This is a genomic window from Thalassotalea sp. PP2-459 (genome assembly GCF_001913705.1).
In the GTDB taxonomy this organism is placed as follows: domain Bacteria; phylum Pseudomonadota; class Gammaproteobacteria; order Enterobacterales; family Alteromonadaceae; genus Thalassotalea_C; species Thalassotalea_C hakodatensis.
On the sequence record NZ_MKQD01000077.1, the window covers coordinates 1 to 21,417 of the forward strand.

General features: G+C 38.4%; 19 protein-coding genes. 13 read left to right on the forward strand and 6 right to left on the reverse strand.

Annotated features, from left to right (window positions below; all coding sequences use genetic code 11):
* Positions 1-265 precede the first annotated feature (265 nt).
* Positions 266-1,240, forward strand: coding sequence for a lipopolysaccharide assembly protein LapB (locus tag BI291_RS16470; protein WP_074500202.1), 975 nt, complete (start codon positions 266-268; stop codon positions 1,238-1,240).
* Positions 1,241-1,267: 27 nt separating this feature from the next.
* On the opposite strand, the gene BI291_RS16475 is transcribed toward BI291_RS16470, so the two are convergent.
* Positions 1,268-2,005, reverse strand: coding sequence for an enoyl-CoA hydratase (locus tag BI291_RS16475; RefSeq protein ID WP_074500204.1), 738 nt, complete (start codon positions 2,003-2,005; stop codon positions 1,268-1,270).
* A gap of 68 nt (positions 2,006-2,073) precedes the next feature.
* On the opposite strand from BI291_RS16475, the gene BI291_RS16480 reads away from it, so the two are divergent.
* The 6 genes from BI291_RS16480 (at position 2,074) to BI291_RS16505 (ending at position 6,252) form a co-directional block, all read left to right on the forward strand.
* Positions 2,074-2,571 (forward strand): copper chaperone PCu(A)C, encoded by a 498-nt coding sequence (locus tag BI291_RS16480; RefSeq protein ID WP_074500205.1) that lies wholly within the window; start codon positions 2,074-2,076, stop codon positions 2,569-2,571.
* 9 nt (positions 2,572-2,580) lie between these two features.
* Positions 2,581-3,573 carry a DUF2333 family protein gene (locus tag BI291_RS16485; RefSeq protein WP_074500206.1) on the forward strand — a complete coding sequence of 331 codons (993 nt, stop codon included), beginning with the start codon at positions 2,581-2,583 and terminating at the stop codon, positions 3,571-3,573.
* Between the two features lie 4 nt (positions 3,574-3,577).
* Positions 3,578-4,357 (forward strand): TIGR04219 family outer membrane beta-barrel protein, encoded by a 780-nt coding sequence (locus tag BI291_RS16490; RefSeq protein ID WP_074500207.1) that lies wholly within the window; start codon positions 3,578-3,580, stop codon positions 4,355-4,357.
* 376 nt (positions 4,358-4,733) lie between these two features.
* Positions 4,734-5,162, forward strand: coding sequence for a 50S ribosomal protein L13 (gene rplM / locus BI291_RS16495; RefSeq protein WP_074500208.1), 429 nt, complete (start codon positions 4,734-4,736; stop codon positions 5,160-5,162).
* 3 nt (positions 5,163-5,165) lie between these two features.
* Positions 5,166-5,558, forward strand: a complete 393-nt coding sequence (gene rpsI / locus BI291_RS16500) for a 30S ribosomal protein S9 (RefSeq protein ID WP_074500209.1) — start codon at positions 5,166-5,168, stop codon at positions 5,556-5,558.
* Positions 5,559-5,850: 292 nt separating this feature from the next.
* Complete coding sequence (locus BI291_RS16505; protein WP_074500210.1) at positions 5,851-6,252, forward strand: hypothetical protein; 402 nt, start codon at positions 5,851-5,853, stop codon at positions 6,250-6,252.
* 50 nt (positions 6,253-6,302) lie between these two features.
* On the opposite strand, the gene hemL is transcribed toward BI291_RS16505, so the two are convergent.
* From hemL to BI291_RS16525, 4 genes are all read right to left on the reverse strand, one after another.
* Positions 6,303-7,592, reverse strand: coding sequence for a glutamate-1-semialdehyde 2,1-aminomutase (gene hemL / locus BI291_RS16510; protein WP_074500211.1), 1,290 nt, complete (start codon positions 7,590-7,592; stop codon positions 6,303-6,305).
* A 9-nt stretch (positions 7,593-7,601) separates the two neighbouring features.
* Positions 7,602-8,615 carry an aspartate carbamoyltransferase gene (locus BI291_RS16515; protein ID WP_217693848.1) on the reverse strand — a complete coding sequence of 338 codons (1,014 nt, stop codon included), beginning with the start codon at positions 8,613-8,615 and terminating at the stop codon, positions 7,602-7,604.
* Positions 8,616-8,729: 114 nt separating this feature from the next.
* Entirely contained in the window at positions 8,730-9,161 is a 432-nt protein-coding gene (locus BI291_RS16520) for a CopD family protein (RefSeq protein ID WP_074500212.1), read from the reverse strand.
* On the reverse strand, positions 9,158-10,843 hold the full coding sequence (locus BI291_RS16525) for a chloride channel protein (RefSeq protein ID WP_083602143.1): 1,686 nt from the start codon (positions 10,841-10,843) through the stop codon (positions 9,158-9,160). The genes BI291_RS16520 and BI291_RS16525 overlap by 4 nt, the downstream gene beginning before the upstream one ends.
* 148 nt (positions 10,844-10,991) lie before the next feature.
* Between BI291_RS16525 and BI291_RS16530 the strand changes: the two genes are divergently transcribed.
* The 4 genes from BI291_RS16530 (at position 10,992) to BI291_RS16545 (ending at position 16,646) form a co-directional block, all read left to right on the forward strand.
* Positions 10,992-11,660: a DUF6776 family protein gene (locus BI291_RS16530; RefSeq protein ID WP_254849605.1), complete on the forward strand. Its 669-nt coding sequence runs from the start codon at positions 10,992-10,994 to the stop codon at positions 11,658-11,660.
* A gap of 51 nt (positions 11,661-11,711) precedes the next feature.
* The gene (gene erpA / locus BI291_RS16535) at positions 11,712-12,053 is read left to right on the forward strand and encodes an iron-sulfur cluster insertion protein ErpA (RefSeq protein WP_074500213.1); all 342 of its coding nucleotides are present in this window, start codon (positions 11,712-11,714) and stop codon (positions 12,051-12,053) included.
* A gap of 352 nt (positions 12,054-12,405) precedes the next feature.
* Complete coding sequence (locus BI291_RS16540) at positions 12,406-13,506, forward strand: efflux RND transporter periplasmic adaptor subunit (protein ID WP_074500214.1); 1,101 nt, start codon at positions 12,406-12,408, stop codon at positions 13,504-13,506.
* Positions 13,506-16,646, forward strand: a complete 3,141-nt coding sequence (locus BI291_RS16545) for an efflux RND transporter permease subunit (protein WP_074500215.1) — start codon at positions 13,506-13,508, stop codon at positions 16,644-16,646. Before BI291_RS16540 ends, BI291_RS16545 begins: the two co-directional genes overlap by 1 nt.
* Before the next feature lie 65 nt (positions 16,647-16,711).
* On the opposite strand, the gene BI291_RS16550 is transcribed toward BI291_RS16545, so the two are convergent.
* On the reverse strand, positions 16,712-17,881 hold the full coding sequence (locus BI291_RS16550) for an HD-GYP domain-containing protein (RefSeq protein ID WP_074500216.1): 1,170 nt from the start codon (positions 17,879-17,881) through the stop codon (positions 16,712-16,714).
* A gap of 385 nt (positions 17,882-18,266) precedes the next feature.
* On the opposite strand from BI291_RS16550, the gene BI291_RS16555 reads away from it, so the two are divergent.
* Both BI291_RS16555 and rnr read left to right on the forward strand, forming a co-directional pair.
* Positions 18,267-18,884 carry a tetratricopeptide repeat protein gene (locus BI291_RS16555; RefSeq protein ID WP_074500218.1) on the forward strand — a complete coding sequence of 206 codons (618 nt, stop codon included), beginning with the start codon at positions 18,267-18,269 and terminating at the stop codon, positions 18,882-18,884.
* Positions 18,885-19,046: 162 nt separating this feature from the next.
* Positions 19,047-21,413 (forward strand): ribonuclease R, encoded by a 2,367-nt coding sequence (gene rnr / locus BI291_RS16560; RefSeq protein WP_368482982.1) that lies wholly within the window; start codon positions 19,047-19,049, stop codon positions 21,411-21,413.
* Positions 21,414-21,417 lie beyond the last annotated feature (4 nt).

The window sequence follows — 21,417 nt, forward strand, 5'->3', positions numbered from 1 at the left end:
AACTAAACGCTTTTTGTTCAAGACGTGAGCAATGTCGCATGGTTATTCCATGTAAATTGCGAACAACGATGAAGAAATAGCGTTTAGCTCAACCCAAAGGGCAGCGTTTTTTTGGTATTTATACGTCGTTATTGCTTTTTCATGTGGAATAACCACACATTAATCGCAATGCCTTGTCTAAATACCAATAAACTGCTGCAAAAATAAGCGCGAAAGATCAACAGGCCCTAATCTTAATTTACAAAATATGGACAAAGGATAATAAATGAAAGCGCTAATACTAATAATATGGTTTTCTTTATGCTCAGCAAGTGTTGCTTCAACAATGGAAAAAGTGGAGAAAGCATTAACTGAACAAGATATTGCGTTAGCTAAAACTGAATATTCAGCCTTGCCTGATGATGTTAAGCAAACTTTACCTGCTAAAATAGCCAAAGGGCGTTTACTTTTATCAAATGAAGATGGAGAGCCAGCATTTGATTATTTTGAAGTATTACAAGAACAACACGCATCAAATGCGCAAGTTAATTACTATTTTTCAGTCAGTGCAATTATTATGGCTCAACAGGCAAGTATTTTTTCAAAGTTGGGCTATGCGGAAGATTTTGTTGAATCGATAGAAAAAACATTAACCTTGAAACCTAACTATATTGAAGCACTTGATACGGCGATTGGTTTTTATTTACATGCGCCAGGTATTGCTGGTGGAGATATAGATAAAGCAACACAATATGCGAAAAAACTATTAACAATTGCACCAGTGAAAGGGTATAAGCATCTTGCCACTATTTACCGAGCCAATGAAAAACCACAAGAAGCTTACAAAACACTAGCAGAAGGATTGGTGAAATACCCTGAAAGTAGTGAATTGTACTTCTATCGTGCAATAACAAGCATGGATGATAAAGCATGGCAAAAAGCACGCGAAGACTTCAAACTTGCCGTTAAATTTGCGCAAAACGATGAAGAAAAAACGAAAGCGCTTTATCAACAAGGTAAGTTAGCAGCAGAAACTGGTGAAGAGGTAGAAGTAGGTATTCATGCCTTGCAAAATAGCCAAGTAAAAAATAGTAAGCAGTATGAGAAATGGAGCCAATTAAGGTTAGCGCAGTTATACATGCATCAGAAAAAATATGATATAGCAGAAAAAACGTTAACGAGTATTGAGTTAAACGACGAAGAAAAACTAGCAGACAAGGTGAAAGAGCTTAAAAAGAAAATTAAAAAGTTAAAGAGCTAAGTGATATTAGCTCTTTAGAGAACGTCGTTAATTAAAAAAACGTTGCAGTATTTGCTGGCAATCGTTTGTTTGTATTAACCTTGAAAACTCTATAGCTTCTTGTTCAATTGCCTTAAGTACCTGTGGTTGTGTTGCTTGTTTAATTAAGCGTCGGCTTGTTTGAGTGGCATCTGCAGGTAGTTTCGCTATTTTTTCAGCCACTGCCAGTGCATCAGAAAGTAACGTTTCATCAGAGGTGATTTTATTAACTAAACCAATGTCGTGTGCGTATTGTCCACTAAACGTATCGCCCAGTACAAGTAATTCAAAAGCTTTGTTATGACCTAACTTTAGCGGTAATAAAGTGCTTGAAGCGGCTTCTGGACAAAGCCCTAACTGACTAAACGGTAGTTTTAATTTTGCGTCTTTTGTTGCGATAACATAATCACAATGAAGCAACATAGTGGTACCAATACCAACAGCGGGGCCTGCAACTGCAGCAATCAGAGGTTTGTTGAAATGTACTAGTGCTTTGACAAATTGAAAGGCAGCAAGGTCGTCATCATTAGCATGCTTAATGAAGTCAGCTAAATCGTTGCCGGCACAAAAGCAACTTTCGTTGCCTTGAATGAGTACACTATTCACTTTATCGTTCGTTGCAGCTGATGCGAGTAAATCACACAATGTTAAATACATTTTTGAATTTAATGCATTTTTTTTGTCGAAGCGATTAATAGTGATGTGCAAAACATTATTTTGTAAATTTGAAAGAATTAAATTATCCATTTGAAATTAGCTTAGTTACAATGGCAGTATGAATATAATATGAGTATATAAAGGAAAGATAGCAAGCCATGAATATTAGATTTTTCACAAAGACTTGTCAGAAATGGATGTCGGTGGCATTTGCCAGTGTGTTGGTATTATTAACGCATATTGCTCATGCAGATCAAAAAGTGACGATAGAAAATGGTTATATACGAGCAACAATACCTGGTACTGATGTTTCATCTGCATATATGACGATTAGTAACCATAGTATGAAAAATAAAAAGCTAATTGGTGCAAGCAGTGATATTAGTTCTAGAATCGAGATTCACGAGCATCAAATGTCGGATGGCATGATGAAAATGCGTCAGCTTGATGCGATCGAAATTAACATGCATGACACAGTGACATTACAGCCGTCAGGGTTACATTTAATGATTTTCGAACTTAAGGAGCCTTTAAGTGCCGGTGACAACGTTGCTTTAAGTTTGCATTTTGAAGGCGGAGAGCGTTTGGCTATTACATTACCGGTTGAAAGCATTAAACGGAAAAGCGAAAAAGCGCATCCACATAATCATCATTAGGAGTGAGTTATGAATCTTAACGTGTCAGTAAAAACCGTTACCTCCATCGTTGGCATTATTTGCCTAGCGCTTTACTTTTTAGGTGTTTATTGGAGTTTTGAGCCTGAAAAGTTAGACATTAGACAAGAGGTAATCGACGCGGCAAAAACTGAAAATGTATCCCCCGTTGTTGGTTATACCACAACCACTGCGTTAATAAGAGTGACAGAAACGATATTAAACAAGCCCGGTGGATATTTGGCTAATGATGCCTTACCGCCTTCAGTGTTTCTTGACAATATTCCTGCATGGGAATTTGGCGCGTTAGAAATGATCCGCGATATGGCGCTGGTAATGCGACAAGAGTTTAGTCGTTCTCAGTCGCAATCGGTTGAAAATACGCAATTAAAAATAGCACAGCCACAATTAAACATTGATCATACGAGCTGGGCAATGCCGAGTGCTGAAAATGAGTATCAAAAAGCCATTGATGCACTTTATATTTATCGTAAGCAACTCACTGAAGTTAACTCACAAGACGCACAATTTTATGCCAGAGCAGATAATTTACGTGATTGGTTACAAGAAGTTACTAAACGTATGGGAAGTTACTCACAACGATTAAGTGCAAGTGTTGGACGCGAACAACTTAATACTGATTTAGCGGGTGATGATGTGGCAAGTCAATCAACCTACGCAAACCAGCAACAACAGGTAAAAACAAGTTGGTGGCAAATTGATAATGAATTTTATGAAGCGCGTGGCGCAAGTTGGGTGTTATTACACTTTTTAAAAGCGATTGAAATTGATTTTAATGATGTATTAGCAAAGAAAAATGCTAAAGTGAGTTTACAACAAATTATTCGTGAATTAGAGGCAAGCCAAGAAGCTATTTGGAGTCCGATGATTCTCAATGGCGACGGATTTGGCATTTTGGCAAATCACTCTTTAGTGATGGCTAATTATATATCGCGAGCTAATGCCGCACTTATCGATTTAAATGATTTATTAAGTCAGGGATAAACCAATGAATAAATTAATAGCAACCGCTATATCAACAATAATGTTTAGCTCATCAGTACAAGCAGATGCAATTGGCGTCTACTTAGGTGGTCATATATGGGACAACGAAGCATCTGGTGTATTTGGCGAAAGTGGCGGGCAAAGAAATTTTAATCTTAAAGATGAACAACAAGGTTCATTGTTTATTGCCGTAGAACATCCATTACCCTTTATTCCCAATGCGATGATTTCGCAAACAGATTTCGCAACTAAAGGCGCGACTCAATTTGATTCAGACTTTGTGTTTGATGATTATACGTTTGAAGCGAATAATCAATTAAACGCAAACTTTGATGTAAGCTATACCGACTATACCTTATATTATGAATTTTTTGATAATGGTCTGTTTTCGTTTGATCTCGGTATTACAGGGCGTGATTTTGACGGAGACGTTTCAGTCTCTGGGTTAGCTAACGTGTCTAACGATGGTACAACAACGACGACGCAAGTTACCGGCTCATTATCAACAGATGAAATAGTGCCCATGCTATATGCTTCTACCATCGTAGGTTTACCATTCACCGGAGTAAACGTATTTGCTCGAGGCAATTTTTTATCTTTGGATGATCACACGTTATATGATTATCAAGCAGGTGTTAGTTACGATGTTATTGATAATTTAGCGGTGGATGTTAGCCTAACTTTAGGTTATCGTGCTGTTAAGTTAGAGCTCGAAGACATCAATAATTTATATGCTAATATTGAATTTGAAGGCATCTTTGCTGGAGCGATTGTACATTTTTAAGTATTCGCTAATAACGTAATAACCATCTACCGCCTGCTTTGGTAGGTGGTTATCAAGTGTAAATTCTGTAATCGACATTAATCAATTACCTTTACGGCTTTTTGCTCAGACAAATAATGTTTGCCAAGCGGTATGTTGATGTTAATTGGCTAATTTTTAAAAAAATGTACAAAATCATCAAAGATTAAAATTTGTACGTGATCTTATGTTTTTTTTTCTGTATAATCCTGCGCTCCCTAACGTTACAATTTTGTTTATTAGGTTTTTCCCAAACCGTAAACAAAGGGCTCGATACTCGAAGGGGTACAGCGAAGTCTTATTGAACTGCAGCGTGAAGCTGTTTTTTAAGTAACATATTTAATATTGGGTTTTTCAAATGAAAACTTTTGTAGCTAAGCCAGAAAGCGTAGAACGCGAATGGTTTTTAGTGGACGCTGAGAATAAAACTCTTGGTCGTATCGCTACTGAAATTGCTAGCCGTTTACGCGGTAAGCACAAGCCAGAATACACGCCTCACTGTGATACAGGTGACTACATCGTAGTTGTTAACGCAGAGAAAGTAAAAGTAACTGGTAACAAAGCGAAGGGTAAAATTTACTACTCGCACACAGAATTCCCTGGTGGTTTAAAGCAAATTAGTTTTGAAAAACTAATTGAAAAAGCGCCAGAGCGTGCGATTGAATTCGCTGTTAAAGGTATGCTTCCTAAAGGACCTTTAGGTCGTGAAATGTACCGCAAGTTAAAAGTGTATGCTGGCCCTGAGCACAAGCATGCTGCACAACAACCACAACCTTTGGAGCTGTAAGCAATGGCTGATAATCAATATTACGGTACTGGTCGTCGTAAGAGCTCTACTGCTCGTGTGTTCATGAAAGCTGGTAGTGGTGCAATTACAATTAACAAGCGTGACATTACAGAATACTTTGCACGTGAAACTGCACGTATGGTTGTTCGTCAACCTATCGATGTTGCAGAAGTAGCTGAAAAGTTTGACTTTAACATTACTGTTGCCGGTGGTGGTAGTACTGGTCAAGCGGGTGCAATTCGTCACGGTATTACTCGTGCATTATTACAATATGATGAAACATTACGTAGCGAATTACGTAAAGCAGGTTTCGTTACTCGTGATGCACGTAAAGTTGAACGTAAGAAAGTTGGTTTACATAAAGCACGTAAACGTCCACAATTTTCAAAACGTTAATTTATTACGTTATGCAAAAAAACCGGCTTTTGCCGGTTTTTTTTTGCCTATTACTTTTGCCTTAATGTTAGCTCTATCAATGATAGAGATGATAATAAATGCGTGCCCATTTAAGTTATACCAATTTGCCATGTAATTAACTTCGAAAACATCAGGTTAGTTTTAAAAACTCTCCTTAGCTTGATTTTCCCACCAGATTTGTTTGAATTCTTACAATAATACCGCTATGTTTGTATGGCGTGTTTACGCAAAAAAACTGCAAACACTTTGTGGTATTTGTAAGGAAGCAAAGATGAAACATCGCTTGAGTTTCGGGCAATTTAATCTGCTTTCTAACAATATTGTAGAAGTTGTAGTCGATGAAGGCATAGTGATGGATCTTGAAATGGTGGATGAATGTCATCATTTTATTCAATCAAGGTTTTGCAATAATTTTGCAATGCTTATTAATAAAGTTAATCACTATACTTATAGCTATGAAGCAAAACTAAGTGTTGCGTCTTATGCGCATTTAAAAGCGATAGCCTTTGTATATTATTCAAAAGAAGCACAACAAATATCGAATAATTTACAAGCATTACGTGCTATAGACAAATGGAATTGTCGTGTTTTTTCTGGGTTGGAGTTGGGGTGGCAGCAAGCCTACAATTGGTTACAGAGTGAGCTACAAACTGTAAAAATAAAAGTAGAATAAATCGTTAAAAGCGAAAGGCGACTAATTTTAGTCGCCTTTTTTCGTCGCTATTAGTGTTTTGCTAACATAGCAAAACACTTTTCAGCCGCTGCAAGTGTTTTTGCAATATCTTCATCAGAATGTGCGGTTGATAAAAAGCTTGCCTCAAATGCTGATGGCGCTAAATAAATGCCTTCTTCGAGCATTAGATGATAGAACCGTTTAAATATTTCACCGTCACATGCTGTGGCCTGTGAAAAGCTTGTTATTTGCTGTTCTTCGGTAAAGAAAAAGCCAAACATTGCGCCTACGTAGTTGATAGATAACGGTATGTTATGACTATCAGCAGCAGCTTTAAACCCTTTAGCTAACGCTTCTGTATTAGCAGTAAGCTTCTCGTGCTTATTACCCTGGCTTAATTCCTGTAAAGAAGCTAAACCTGCTGCCATCGCAAGTGGGTTTCCAGAAAGCGTGCCTGCTTGATAAACTGGCCCTACTGGTGCGATGTAATCCATAATTTCTTTTTTACCACCAAAAGCACCAACTGGCATACCACCACCGATAACTTTTCCTAAAGTGGTTAAATCAGGGGTAATATTGTAATGAGCTTGAGCTCCACCTAATGCCACGCGAAAGCCTGTCATCACTTCATCGAAGATGAGTACAGATTGATATTGATCACACACAACACGTAAGCCTTCAAGGAATCCTGCAACAGGTGGAATACAATTCATATTGCCTGCAACAGGCTCTACGATAATACAAGCGATTTGATCGCCTATCTCGCTAAAGACTTGTTTAACTTGTTCTATATCGTTAAAACTCACTGTGATAGTGTGCTTAGCAAAATCTTCAGGGATCCCTGGTGAATTTGGTACGCCCATGGTTAAAGCCCCTGAACCGGCTTTAACAAGCAGTGAGTCAGCGTGGCCATGATAGCAGCCTTCAAACTTTAAAATTTTATCTCTGCCGGTAAAGCCACGGGCTAAACGAATAGCACTCATGGTTGCTTCTGTACCTGAGCTCACCATGCGTAATTGCTCCATCGAAGGAACAATTTCACGTACTTTTTCTGCCATAGTGATTTCAATTTCGGTTGGGGCACCAAAACTAAGACCATTTTCAGCAGCTTCAATAACCGCCTTTTTAATCGCAGGGTGGTTATGACCTAAAATCATCGGGCCCCATGAGCCTACGTAATCGATGTATTTTTTACCATTTGCATCAAAGATATATGCGCCATCAGCATGTTCAATAAAGCATGGTGTGCCGCCTACACCATTAAAAGCACGAACGGGAGAATTTACGCCACCAGGAATAATTTGTTTTGCATGTTCGAAAAGTTGTTCTGATTTGTTCATATCACGTCCTTAACCGGCTTTGTTGGTATACCAAGTGATCGGTTTTTCATATTTTGTTAGTGAATTTTCAACGCCAAGCGCCAATGCAAATAGTGCCATTCTTACCAGTACACCGTTCTGTGCTTGCCTAAAAATAGCGAGATTATCTAAATCATTTAGATCGGTATCTAATTCATTTGCCTCGGGCCTAGAATCTCTGGGTAATGGATGCATTATTACGGTATGTGCTTGACAATACTGTTGGTATATATCGCGATTCAAACTAAAGTGGCCGCGGTATAGATCAGCCTCGCCAGGGCTGGCAAAACGCTCTTGTTGGATACGTGTTTGGTAGATAACGTCGCAGTCAAGATTGCCTTCCACTGTATTCGTAAGGATGACTTTATGGCCTGCATTTTCAAGTGTAGCAATAACGTTATCAGGCATTTGAAGTGCATCTGGTGCAATCATTGTGACAGTAATATTGTTGTAAAGGCTCAGAAGTTTAGATAACGAATGTACCGTACGGCCATGCTTTAAATCACCCATTAAGGTGATGTGTAAACCATCTAATGTGCGCCCAAAAGGTTTCATTTCAGATTCAATGGTAAATAAATCTAATAATGCTTGTGTTGGGTGTTCGTTAGCGCCGTCACCACCATTAATTACCGGCACACTACTACCAGTAGCGAATTCGCTGACTGAGTGCATTTTTGGGTGACGCATAGCGATAACATCTGAATAACCACTAATGACTCGTGCGGTATCAAATAGTGATTCACCTTTACTTAACGATGAGTTTTCTTCGCCAACGGTTTCTCGAACAAAGCCTCCAAGCAAATTAAAGGCAGTACCAAAACTAACTCGTGTTCTCGTACTAGGTTCAAAAAAGAGGTTATTAAGGATGGCGCCTTCTAATACATGACACCGTTTTTGACGCATGGCATACGGCGCCATTTGTGCAGAGACAGTTAAGATTTTTGAAATAGCTTCACGATCAAATTGTGAAACTGAAAGGATATGGCTACCTTCGAAGGTCATCATAGTCTTTCCTAAGTAATGGAATGGTGTTTACTTTACGTGCGATATACACGAAAAAAATCCGCCGAAATATAGCACATTCAATGGATATTTAGAATGAATAAACGCGTGCTTTTGTCAAAAACTAGGTTTGAGGTAAGCTAGAATAATCACGGCAAATAAAATGATTACAGGCACTTCATTAAAAATGCGATAAAAAAGACTACTTCGTTGATTTCTATCATGCTTAAAAAGGTACAACAAGCGAAAGCAATAGCCATGGTATGCCAGCAAAATGAAAACTAAGGTTATTTTAATATGTAACCAAATCGCACTGTTAAACCAAGCAGAACCGTATGAATATATTAACAATAAGCCGAATATCACCGTTAAAATAGCAAAAGGCGTAATAAAAAAGAGTAAACGTTTCTCCATCCCTTTTAATTGTTCAATCACCTGTTGATTTTTTGCTTGTGCATGATTGACGAATAAACGTGGCAAATAAAAGATACCAGCGAACCAAGCAACCATAAAACTAACATGTAAAGCTTTTAACCATAGAATTGTCATGACGTTGTATTTCCTTCGAGTAAAAATCGGCGAATTTGTGCAAAAGGCAATATGCCTAAAATTTTACTCTGGTCTTGTTGGTAAATATAAACAGCGCCCCTGCGGGCATCACTTAACGCATTATATGCTTCAGCAAGGGTTGCTCTACTATCAATAGCAATGAGCGGATGATTATCAAATGATTGCACGCTGTTATCTTCTGATACTCGCGCTTGATGCCAAATGAATAGTTCAGGCTGGTCTACTGCGCGAGAAATAAGTAATGTTTTACCTTCGTCTTTTAAGTACCGGTTGCTCAAATAATCAATATGGGTATCACTCACTAACTCGAATGTTGTGTTCATTGCAGCTAAAACACCAACACGTTGTAACGTTTTTTCTATGGGAGGTTGACGGTACAGTAAATTTTGCACTTCTAATTGCATAACGAATACACTGCGATTTTTAAAAAATTGTCCGGAGGATACACAAGCCGTTGATATAACTAACATGGCAGGCACAATCACTTCAAGTTGACCAGATAACTCCACCACCGCTAATAAAGCAGCTAAAGGCGCGTTTAACGTTGCAGCCATAAAGCCAGCCATACCCATTAAAGCATAGTCAGTGGGGAGGTGTTCACCGGGTAAAAAGGGCACAACTGCTTCTGCGGCAACAACACCTGAAATAGCACCAATAACTAAAATGGGTCCGATAATACCACCAGGAATACCTAAACCTAGCGCTGTAATGGTCATGAGCAATTTAGCTAATAACAACAGTAGTACCATCATGACAGGTTGAGAAAACTCAGTGTTAAAATGACTGAATTGAATATCTGTACTTATTGCGGCCGGAACAAAAGCACTACAAATTCCCGTAATTAATGCGGCGATAAGTAGTCTACGTTTTAAAGAGAATTGGCTTGAATAAGCGATTAAAGTGGTTAGGCTTTTATTAAAAACAGAGGCTAAAATTCCTAGAGCAATACCAAATAACATTAAAATTGGATAATGAATAACGGTTAAATCAATTTTATCGAAAAATTCATATTGATGTGCTGGGCCATATACACCTTGTGTGATCATAGAACCAACTAATGCTGCGATCATGATTGGAATGAATATGTACACTTTATATTCACGTAAAATAACTTCCATAACAAAAATAACTGCAGCAATCGGTGTGTTAAAACTAGCGGATATAGCAGCTGCGATGCCACAGGCACATAATGTTCTGACCGTGTTAAAAGGTAAATGTAATTTATTGCCAATGTAGCTACTACAAGCGGCCCCTAAATGAACCGCTGGTCCTTCACGACCAACTGAAAAGCCACTAGCAATGGCTAGAGTGCTGCCGATAAATTGATTAACCGTATTTCTTAGCGGCATCACGCCGTAAGCGACTTTTAAACGGTGGAGTACAAAAGGTATTCCGGTGCGTAAATACTGATAACCAGTCAGCATAGCGGACAATAATATAACTAATGCACCAATAATTGGTAATAGCATACGACTTACGAGGTCAGAGTTGATATAATTAGCAGACAAGACGAGGTATAGATTTTGTAGTTCTTTGATGCTAAATGTAAAAAGTATCACTATTGCGGCAGAAGCAACGCCACCTAACGCAGCAAGTAAACAAAGCTGCCAAGACGTCTTGGGTTGAGCAAGATGTTTTTTTAGCGCTAAGTTATTCATCATAGTGTGAAGCTTGTTGTTTGTTATTATTGTTGTATTTCATTGGTATCATAATACTTTTTATATGAGTTGGTTAGCAAAATTAAATTTAAATAGTATCGTAGAGCGTCTAGGCACTTTTCGATCTTCATTATTGTTACTGGCGCTAATTGTGACCTGTTTTTTTTGTGGTTACCGTATTGGAAATTTCTTTCACGGTTTTCAACAGCATACCCTTGAACAAATGCAGAAACGCTTAGATCACCTATACGAGCAGCAAGAAAATCATATTCGTCGGATCAATACCTTAGAAGTTGAATTAGAGGTTGAGCGTTTGGCAAATCAAAAGTCACAAAAGCTATTAACAACCATAGAGCAAAAGCACTTTAAAGTGAAAAAAGATCTCGCGTTTTATGAAAAAGTAATGGCACCAGAAAAACAAGCTGATGGCGTAGTGATTGATCAGTTTGTGATTTCAAATACCGCAAGCGAACACCACTATCGGTTTAAAGTGGTATTGGTTCAACAGAAAGTACGAAAACGTTATGCTAAGGGCCACATTCAATTAGCACTTCATGGTAGCTTACAGAATAAACCTACTAAACTTGCATTGAGTGAAGTATCGGAAATTACCAAGGAACAATTAGGTTTCAGTTTTCAATACTTTCAAGTGATTGAAGGAGAAATAACATTACCAGAGCATTTCACAGTTGATCAAATTGTGTTGTCGGCAATATTGCCAAAAAGTAAATGGCAAGCGTACCAACGTATTGATCAAAGTTACTCATGGACTGATGTCACCGAGAAGACCGAACAATCCACGTCGCTAATACTTGATTAAATTGGTCAAGTTTACGATAATTCCCGCATATTAAAGTAAGAGTTGAAATCTATGTCAAATCCAGAAGTACCAATTAAATTTACTGATGCCGCTGCAAGTAAAGTATTGGCTTTGATCACAGAAGAAGAGAATCCAGAGCTAAAATTACGTGTTTACGTAACAGGTGGTGGTTGTTCAGGGTTTCAGTACGGCTTTACCTTTGATGAAAAAGTCAATGAAGGTGATATGACAATCGAAAAACAGGGTGTCACCATGGTTGTTGATCCAATGAGTTTACAATATTTGGTTGATGGCGAAGTCGACTATTATGAAGGCTTAGAAGGGAGTCGCTTTTTAGTGAATAATCCAAATGCAAGCACAACGTGTGGTTGTGGTTCATCATTTTCAATCTAAAGTCGTCTTTGAGTCGCCATATATTATAGCGCGTAAGAAATATTTTCCTCGTTTCTTGCGCGAAAACCCCTCTGTTTTTCTCTTGTCAATAAAGCTATTTACCTGTGTGCTGGTCATTTTATAATGTTAACAGCAATACGTGAAATCAACATAAGTATTTATGTTTATTAAAACAATTTTCGTGTATCACCAATAAGTTAATTTTTATACAAATTTTAACAATTTAGATCTTCTTTCTCATTGCGTGAATAGGCTGTTCGGTGTACTTTATCTGCGCATTATTAAAAATCATCAATTTTAGCAACCAAATCAGAATCACCTACTTATAAAAGTAAATGGCATTGGAGTCAGCATGGCTAATCGTATTAGCAATTTTAGAACCTTCTTATCTCAACGACCCTATATTTTGGCGATTATCATTTCTATTTTGTTAATATTGTGGATGTTGTCCGGCCTGTTTCAGGTAAAAGTGTCGGCCGCTGAAAACGAGCAACAGCAAGAGGTAATCCCTAAAGTTAAAGTGGAAACGATGTATGCTGATGCCGTCAGTGATGCGATCGAATTATATGGTCGTACTGCTCCCGATAGAATTACCACGTTAAAAGCGGAAATTTCTGGTCAGGTTGTCAAAGTACACGCTAATAGAGGCGCTGCAGTTTCACAAGGGCAAAAAATTATTACATTGGCTAGCAATGAACTTCCTGCGCAGCTTAATCAAGCTAAAGCACTATTGGCTCAGCGAGAAATCGAATATCGCGGTATTAAAACGTTAAATGCTGATGGTTACCAAGGTGAGGTTCAACTCAGTCAGGCAGACGCTAATTTACAGGCGATAAAAGCACAGATCGCGCAACTTGAGATTGCTTTAAAAAACACCGTTATTCGGGCGCCGTTTGATGGAGTACTTAATACGCGTTTTGTTGAACAAGGTGATTACTTACAAGGTGGTGATGATGTTGCCATTATTGCTGATTTAAATCCCTTGATTGTTACCGCTCATGTTACTGAAAATCAAGTCAGCAAAATAAAAGTAGGCCAACAAGCACAGGTTACCTTATTAAACAAATCTAAATTCACAGGTGATGTGCGATATATCGCAAGTTTGGCTGATGAATATACCAATACATTTAAAATTGAAGTAGCGATAAACAATGATGAAAATAAGCTATTTTCAGGGCTGAGTAGTGAAATTTCTTTAGCGTTTGAACAAGTCGAAGCGATTAAAGTATCACCAGCATTATTAGCGCTTGATGATCAAGGGAATTTGGGTGTCAAAACGGTAAATAATAATACGGTTAAATTTACACCAATTAATGTTGTTAAAAGTGAAAATGATGGCATGTGGCTTGCCGGTCTTGGTTCGCAAGCTGATGTTATTACCCTCGGGCAAGGCTTCGTTCGCGAAGGCGATCGTGTTGAAGCGGTTCATGCTGTTAGTGATAAGGAAGAATAATGCTGACTATTATTGACGGAGCCCTTACGAGAACTCGTTCAGTATTGCTTATTTTTATTTTATTGCTGATTTCTGGGGCTGTCACTTACGCAAATATTGCGAAAGAATCGAATCCTGATATTACAATTCCAATGATATATGTGTCGATGATTCACGATGGAATTTCTCCGGAAGATGCTGAAAGAATGCTAGTTCGCCCAATGGAGAAAGAGCTAAAATCTATTGCTGGCATAAAAGAAATGACAGCAGTCGCTAGTGAAGGACATGCGTCTATTACTTTGGAATTTTTAGCTGGTCTTGATCCTAAAGAAGCACTTGCAGATGTTCGTGACAAAGTAACGCTAGCTAAAGCCAAGTTGCCTTCAGAAACTGAAGAGCCAGAGGTACACGAAGTGACGATGGCCAACCAAGTGCCTGCGGTAACAGTGATATTATCAGGACCTGTTACAGAGCGTGGTTTGCTTACGTTAGCACGAGATCTAAAAGATGATATTGAAGGCATGAAAGAAGTGCTTGAAGTAGATATCGGTGGCGATCGTGAAGATATGGTTGAAATTATCGTTGATCCACTACTGCTAGAAAGCTATGGATTAGATCAAAACGATATTTTTACGTTAGTCGATCGCAATAATCGTTTAGTACCAGCAGGTACTATGGATACTGGTAAAGGGCGATTTGCCGTTAAAGTTCCTTCAGTATTTGAATCAGTTAAAGATTTATTAGAGTTACCCATAAAGGCGGAAGGTGACAAGGTTATTACCTTTGAAGATGTTTCTACGGTAAGAAGAGCATATAAAGATCCTTCAACGTTTGCCCGCTTAAATGGTGAACGCTCAATTTCACTGGAAGTCAAAAAACGTTCGGGTGAAAATATTATCAATACTGTTAATAACGTAAAACAATTGATTGCTGAAAAAAAGCAACGTTGGCCGCAGCAAGTTGTGGTTGATTACGTAGGCGATCAGTCGGTTGACGTTAAAGACACCTTGAATGATCTACAAAATAATGTGTTATCAGCGGTATTACTCGTCGTTATCGTGGTTATTGCTGCACTTGGTGCACGCACTGCCTTGTTAGTTGGCTTAGCGATTCCAGGGGCATTTTTAACTGGAATTTTAGTACTAGCGATTTCAGGCTTAACAGTAAATATCGTTGTACTTTTTGGTCTTATTATGGCGGTAGGTATGCTCGTTGATGGCGCTATTGTTGTTACCGAGTTTGCAGATAGGGAAATGAGTGAAGGTAGATCTAAACAAGTAGCTTATGCAAACGCGGCTAAACGCATGGCTTGGCCGATTATCGCTTCAACCGCAACCACTTTGGCTGCATTTGCACCGTTAATGTTCTGGCCGGGTATGATGGGGGAGTTTATGAAATACCTCCCTATTACTTTGATAGCGGTGTTAACAGCATCACTCGCAATGGCGCTTATTTTTGTTCCTACGTTAGGCACAGTTTTGGGTAAGCCTCGTCCGATGTCAGATGAGCAAAAGCAACAAGTATTGGATAGCGAAAAAGGAGATTTTTCGCAACTAACGGGGTTCACAGCAAAATATATTGGTTTACTGTCCAAAGCGATAAAACATCCATGGAAAGTGATTATTGGCACCATCATCATGTCTGTTGTAGTGATGTTCCTTTACGGTGCTTCAGAGTTGGGCGTTGTGTTTTTTCCAGAAGTTGAGCCAAATAGTGCAACCATTGTGGTGCGCTCACATGGCGATCTCTCCGTATATGAGAAAGATGCCATTATGCGTGATATTGAACAACGCATTTTACCGATTAAAGGGATAGACACCTTATATAATTTAACGGGTGGCAATGACATAGTAGGTACCTTTCAAGTTAACTTTTTAAATTGGCAGTTACGTCGTAAAGCAGATGAAATTATTGAAAATATTCAGACCAATACTGCCGATATGGCAGGCGTTGAACTTGAAGCAAGAAAAAATGAAGATGGACCTCAAAGCGGAAAAGATGTTGTCATTGAGCTAAGTTCACGTTTTCCTGAGCAGTTAGAGCAAGCAGTAAAAGCGATACGAGGGGTGTTAGTGAATTCAGGAAAATTCACCGATCTTGAAGATACTGCGCCTAAACCGGGTATCGAGTGGCAACTTAATATTGATCGTAAAAAAGCCGCAACTTATGGCGCAGATGCCGCTTTAGTTGGTTCAACGGTACAAATGGTAACGAATGGCTTAAAGCTTGGGGAATATAGACCTGATGATGTGGATGATGAATTAGATATTCGCGTTAGGTTTCCACAAGAAAAACGCAGTATCGGGCGACTTGATTCACTACGAATAAAAACTTCTGCGGGCTTAGTGCCAGTAAGCAGTTTTGTTGAACGTGTGCCAGCGCCTAAAGTAGATACTATCAGACGTACTGATGGTAGGCGAGTGGTTACTATTCAAGCGAACTTGATCACGGGGGCTCAACTGCTTAAAGAGTTGCCTGCCTTACAAGCGAAATTACCAACATTAGGTATTGCGCCGACAGTACATATTGAGCTGAAAGGACAGAATGAAGATCAACAAGAATCACAAGCATTCTTGGTCAATGCATTTGGCGTCGCTTTATTTGTGATGGCGATTATTTTGGTTACTCAGTTTAATAGTTTCTATCAAGCGTTCTTAATTTTAAGTGCCGTGGTGTTTTCAACGGTAGGGGTATTCTTAGCGCTTGTTTTGGTACAAAAACCCTTTGGAATAGTGATGGGGGGAATAGGGGTAATTTCATTAGCGGGTATTGTGGTCAATAATAACATTGTATTAATTGATACTTATAATGTGTTGCGATCGCGAGGCATGTCAGCAACGGATGCTGTATTAAGTACCGGAGCACAGCGCCTTCGCCCTGTTATGCTAACAACTATCACCACGATTTTAGGTTTATTGCCTATGGTTATGCAAGTCAATCTAGATTTTTTTAATCGCACGGCTGTGTATGGTGCGCCTTCTACGCAATGGTGGACCCAATTGGCAACGGTAGTTGCTGGCGGTTTGGCTTTCGCCACTATTTTGACACTGGTATTAACCCCTTGTTTGCTTATGTTGCGAACTAAGAAAGGTGTATATCAATCAGCGAAGCAAAAAATGAGCCTGTTTACGCGCAATAAGCGTGAAAAAAATGCGGCCTAGACTAGGAGTTGTTGACCTTTCGAGATTAAATTTTGTTCGAACAAAACGCGAAAGATCAACAGACCCTAACCTTCAGTTATTAATTGTTCGGTGATCTGATGCATATCCAAATCTAGATCATCGGCCTTAATACCTTTAATAATAAAATCTTCCGATTGAGATAAATCAATATACTTGGTTTCAACAAAGTGATGGTGTTTTGCGCTGTAAAAAATCTTTACTTTTGGGTTTAATAAATCTTTTTCATTTTTTTCTTCAACTATCGCAACTTTACCTGAGTTTAATTCTACTAGCGTGCCTACAGGATAAATCCCCATACATTGAATAAATTTAGTCACTAAACTCGCATCTAAATGTTGTTGATCGGCTAGGTTTTTTAAAATTGCAAAGGCTTTACCATGACTGTAGCCGTCTTTGTAGCACCTTGCTGCGGTCAACGCATCAAAAATATCACATATAGCAATCATTCTTCCGTAAGTAGAAATATGATCTCCAGGAATGTTAAAAGGGTAGCCTTGGCCGTTGAGCTTTTCATGGTGTAACGCTGCGACTTCTAAACTCAATTCTGAAATGCCTGGCGTATGTTGAATAATATCGATTGAATGTGTCACGTGAGATTTCATAATACTAAATTCATCTTCAGTTAACCGACCTGGTTTATTGAGCACTTCTTCTGGGATCATAATTTTGCCCACATCATGCAAAAATGCGCCGATGGCCAGCTGTTGAATAATGCTTTTATCAAGTTTCAAAAACTTGGCGAATATTGTGATTAAGATAGAAACTGAGATCGAATGCTCTAGTAAATATTCATCTTTATTTCTGATGTTTATAATACTGGCAAGTGCGTTTGGATTCTTAAAAATTTCTTCAATGACCCTATCTGTAATCTCTGTGACAGGCGATAAATCTAATGGTCTACCTTGTGCAGCATCGTTAAACACTTTTTGTTGGATCTCTTTCGAGACTGAAAAAATTTCTTTCGCATCTTTAGCTTGAATCGTTACATGTTCATTTACGCTTTCCTGTGCAATTTCGGCCTGATCTTGTGCAAAAGTAAGTGTTTTATCGGTATCAATAACAACTTGTTGTACACCTTTTTTTAGCAAGTTTTGAATAACGCGGTCACTTTTAATATTACCTGCACTGGTTAACGTATATTGCGCGGATTGCTTTGCAATATTGACGACAAAATGACCTACTTTTAATTCAGATATGCATATTTGTTTTATCATATGTTTTCTCAACTATTTGATATTTTAATGTTGTTATGTTGAGTTTCCATTCGGCACAACATGATGGTGACATATTAAGGGTGTATTATTTATTGTAGAATAAATATCATAGAAGATAATTGTTCAACTTGGTAGAAAAAATGAAGTATTTGGGACAATCAACACGCTCTAATATTGTTATCGTGGGGGTAAAGTTTGAGTAACAAATGCGTTTAAATCTTTTTGGTGCTAAATTTGCATAGAATTAACGATGAGTGGGCTCTGTGCTATTAGTCATTCCCCAAGTCTTTAATAAATTTTTATGATTAAGGACTAAAAATTTTCTGAAAAGTGTCGATAACAAGGCATTATTGAACGTGTTTTTGACCGTTAAAGTAGGGTAGTTATGTTGCGATTATTAATCAGTTTTTTAATGTTATTCAGTGTAACGTTATTTACACATGGTGCGTCTATAAAAGCAGTACAAGTATATACGGATGACATACTTTTAGATTTAATAAAAGAAAACAAGCATTTAAGCCAAGTTGTCATAGATGAATGTCAACTTGTTCAAGATATTGAAGCTCGCGCAACCATTTCAGAAAAGCCCGCTTTTCAGTTTTTATGGGGTGACATGCTAGCTTACGGAGTATGTATAAAAAAAGATATTCCACTAGGATTACACTATATGAGAGAGGCTGCAGATCAAGGTTTACCAGAAGCTTTAGAGCAATTAGGCCGATATTATCACGTTGGAAAGTTTATGCAGGTAGATATGAGACAGGCAATTATTTTCCTTAAAGAAGCGGCAAGCCTGCAAAATCTTAATGCTCAAATTCGCCTTGCTGAAATATACAATGAAGGCAACGGCAGTCCCTTAGACTTTCCTGAGCTCTATGCTCAACTCCATCATTCTGTAACCGATGATAAGAAAATTCATAGAAAAATATCAATATTACTGTCTGATCTTGCAGAAAAAATGCCTACGCGTGTTGTAGATATGGCCAAGCAAGGAAAATATTAGACAACTAATTTTTTACTAAGAAAAGTACCTTTCGTTTGATAATGACCTATTATCGATAAAAAGTGGTTAATATTTGACGTGTCTTAGGTGAAGTAAGATATAATAAAAACGTCAGTCCATTAACGAAGAAAAACGATTATTAAAGATTCAAAACCAAAAAACATTGAGCAAGAATACGAGTTTCCGGTTGCTAGCCGTGAAGAACTCTTGTCTGTTATTGAAACGTCCAATATTCCTCCTACCTTTAAAGCGTTATGTAAAAAATTAAACTATCAACGTGATGAACACATCGTTGGATTAAAACGGCGTTTGCGTGCGATGGAAAATGAAGGACAACTGATCTTTAATAAATTTAAACAGTATGCAATTCCTCCTAAAAACAGTTTATTAACCGGAAAGGTTTGTGGACATCGTGATGGGTATGGTTTTTTTACTCCAGACCAACCTGTAGAGGCAACAAAAGGTAAAGATTTATTTATTTCTTCACATGAGATGCAGCGTGTTATACACGGTGATATTGTTGAAGCTATGATCGTCGATAGAACTGACCGTAAAGGTCGACAAGAAGTTAAAATTATTGATGTGATTGAACCGCGCAAGCACGGTATTGTTGGCCGCTTTTTTGTTGAACATAATATTTTATTTGTTGTGCCAGAAGATACCAGAATTAAACAAGATATTCTGATTGATCCAAAAGAGCGCTCGACTGCAAGGCATGGGCAGATGGTGGTAGTTGATATCATTCAGCGACCCAGTAAACGTAGTAATGCCGTTGGCAAAGTATCCGAGGTATTAGGCGATTACATGGCGCCAGGTATGGAAATAGATATAGCACTACGAGCACATGATTTACCACATGAATTTCCTAGTAGTGTGCTTGAGCAAGTTAATCAGATCAATGACGAAGTGGATGAACCGGCGAAGGCTAACAGAAAAGATTTACGCAAACTTCCTTTAGTTACCATAGATGGTGAAGATGCACGAGATTTTGATGATGCAGTATATTGTCAAAAAGAACCAACCGGTGGATGGCGTTTATGGGTGGCAATTGCCGATGTAAGTTATTATGTGCGTCCAGGAAGTGCCTTAGATGATGAAGCAATAGCGCGAGGAAATTCCGTATATTTTCCTAGCCAAGTTATCCCGATGCTGCCAGAGAAACTATCGAACGGCTTATGTTCTTTAAACCCTGATGTTGATCGTTTGGCAATGGTGTGTGAAATGACGATAAATACTGAAGGAGAGTTAGCTGAAAGTATATTTTATCCCGCGGTTATTAAATCACATGCACGTTTTACGTATACGAAAGTTGCTGCAATATTAAATGATGATCAAGAACTTAGAGAGCAATATGCTGACAGAGTGCCTGAACTTGAAACACTGAATCAATTATATTTAGCGCTAAAAATAGCGCGAGAAAAAAGAGGTGCGATTGCTTTTGAAACACAAGAAACACGCTTTGTGTTTAACGAACATCGTAAAATTGAGTCTATAGAGCCTTTATTACGAAATGATGCCCATAAAATAATTGAAGAGTGCATGATTCTCGCAAATGTCGCTACAGCAAACTTTGTTTTAGCGCATCAAAAACCTGGGCTATATCGCGTACATGATAAGCCTAACGATGAAAAATTTACGCATTTTGTAAACTACTTAGCGGAGCTAGGTATTACTATGCCGCTAAAAGGGGCGATGGAAGATGGGCCTGAGCCTGCTGACTACAGCGCAATTTTAGCAACAATAGAAGGCAGGCCAGAACAAGAGCTAATACAAACCATGTTACTTCGTTCGATGAAGCAGGCTGTTTATCAGCATGACAATATTGGTCATTTTGGTTTAGCGTTAGCATCATATAGCCATTTTACGTCTCCGATCAGGCGTTATCCTGATTTAGTCATCCACCGTGTGATTAAAGCAATATTGCAATCGCAATCAGCTTCTGAGGCAAATGAAGGGCATCATCTTTACGAACAGCAGCAAATCGCTGAATTGGGCGAACATTGTTCTATGACAGAACGAAGAGCGGATGATGCAACGCGCGATGTTGCAGATTGGCTTAAATGTGAATTTATGCAAGATCATGTAGGAGATGTTTTTACCGGGGTAATTTCTACTGTTACTAACTTTGGCCTATTTGTCCGCTTGCATAACATTCATATCGAAGGATTAGTGCATATTACTTCTTTAGGTCATGATTTTTATCACTTTGATGATGCGCGTATGTGTTTGACGGGAGATAAAACCGGCAATAGTTTTCACGTAGGTGATGAATTGGAAGTGCAAGTTGCTGCGGTAAACTTAGAAGAAAAGAAAATTGATTTAGTATTGGTGGATACCCTTAACAAGGTTGCTAAAAAACCCGTTAAGACGGCAGCAACGAAAACCAGAAAGCGCAAATTACAAAAAAATGTTGATAAAAAAAACTCACCAGCAACATCGAAAAAACAATCAAAAGCAAGCCAGAAAAAAAACAACAATAATAAGAAATCACGTCCTGGTAAAAATGCGAGAAAGAAAACAAAAGGTTAAATGA

Excerpts from the sequence above, each read along its gene's own strand:
- erpA (WP_074500213.1), top strand. The coding sequence starts at position 11,712 with ATGTCAAATCCAGAAGTACCAATTAAATTTACTGATGCCGCTGCAAGT.
- rpsI (WP_074500209.1), top strand. The coding sequence starts at position 5,166 with ATGGCTGATAATCAATATTACGGTACTGGTCGTCGTAAGAGCTCTACT.
- rplM (WP_074500208.1), top strand. The coding sequence starts at position 4,734 with ATGAAAACTTTTGTAGCTAAGCCAGAAAGCGTAGAACGCGAATGGTTT.
- BI291_RS16520 (WP_074500212.1), bottom strand. The coding sequence starts at position 9,161 with ATGACAATTCTATGGTTAAAAGCTTTACATGTTAGTTTTATGGTTGCT.
- BI291_RS16490 (WP_074500207.1), top strand. The coding sequence starts at position 3,578 with ATGAATAAATTAATAGCAACCGCTATATCAACAATAATGTTTAGCTCA.
- BI291_RS16485 (WP_074500206.1), top strand. The coding sequence starts at position 2,581 with ATGAATCTTAACGTGTCAGTAAAAACCGTTACCTCCATCGTTGGCATT.
- BI291_RS16525 (WP_083602143.1), bottom strand. The coding sequence starts at position 10,843 with ATGATGAATAACTTAGCGCTAAAAAAACATCTTGCTCAACCCAAGACG.
- BI291_RS16550 (WP_074500216.1), bottom strand. The coding sequence starts at position 17,881 with ATGATAAAACAAATATGCATATCTGAATTAAAAGTAGGTCATTTTGTC.
- BI291_RS16515 (WP_217693848.1), bottom strand. The coding sequence starts at position 8,615 with ATGATGACCTTCGAAGGTAGCCATATCCTTTCAGTTTCACAATTTGAT.
- hemL (WP_074500211.1), bottom strand. The coding sequence starts at position 7,592 with ATGAACAAATCAGAACAACTTTTCGAACATGCAAAACAAATTATTCCT.
- BI291_RS16480 (WP_074500205.1), top strand. The coding sequence starts at position 2,074 with ATGAATATTAGATTTTTCACAAAGACTTGTCAGAAATGGATGTCGGTG.
- BI291_RS16505 (WP_074500210.1), top strand. The coding sequence starts at position 5,851 with ATGAAACATCGCTTGAGTTTCGGGCAATTTAATCTGCTTTCTAACAAT.
- BI291_RS16475 (WP_074500204.1), bottom strand. The coding sequence starts at position 2,005 with ATGGATAATTTAATTCTTTCAAATTTACAAAATAATGTTTTGCACATC.
- BI291_RS16545 (WP_074500215.1), top strand. The coding sequence starts at position 13,506 with ATGCTGACTATTATTGACGGAGCCCTTACGAGAACTCGTTCAGTATTG.
- BI291_RS16470 (WP_074500202.1), top strand. The coding sequence starts at position 266 with ATGAAAGCGCTAATACTAATAATATGGTTTTCTTTATGCTCAGCAAGT.
- BI291_RS16555 (WP_074500218.1), top strand. The coding sequence starts at position 18,267 with ATGTTGCGATTATTAATCAGTTTTTTAATGTTATTCAGTGTAACGTTA.
- BI291_RS16540 (WP_074500214.1), top strand. The coding sequence starts at position 12,406 with ATGGCTAATCGTATTAGCAATTTTAGAACCTTCTTATCTCAACGACCC.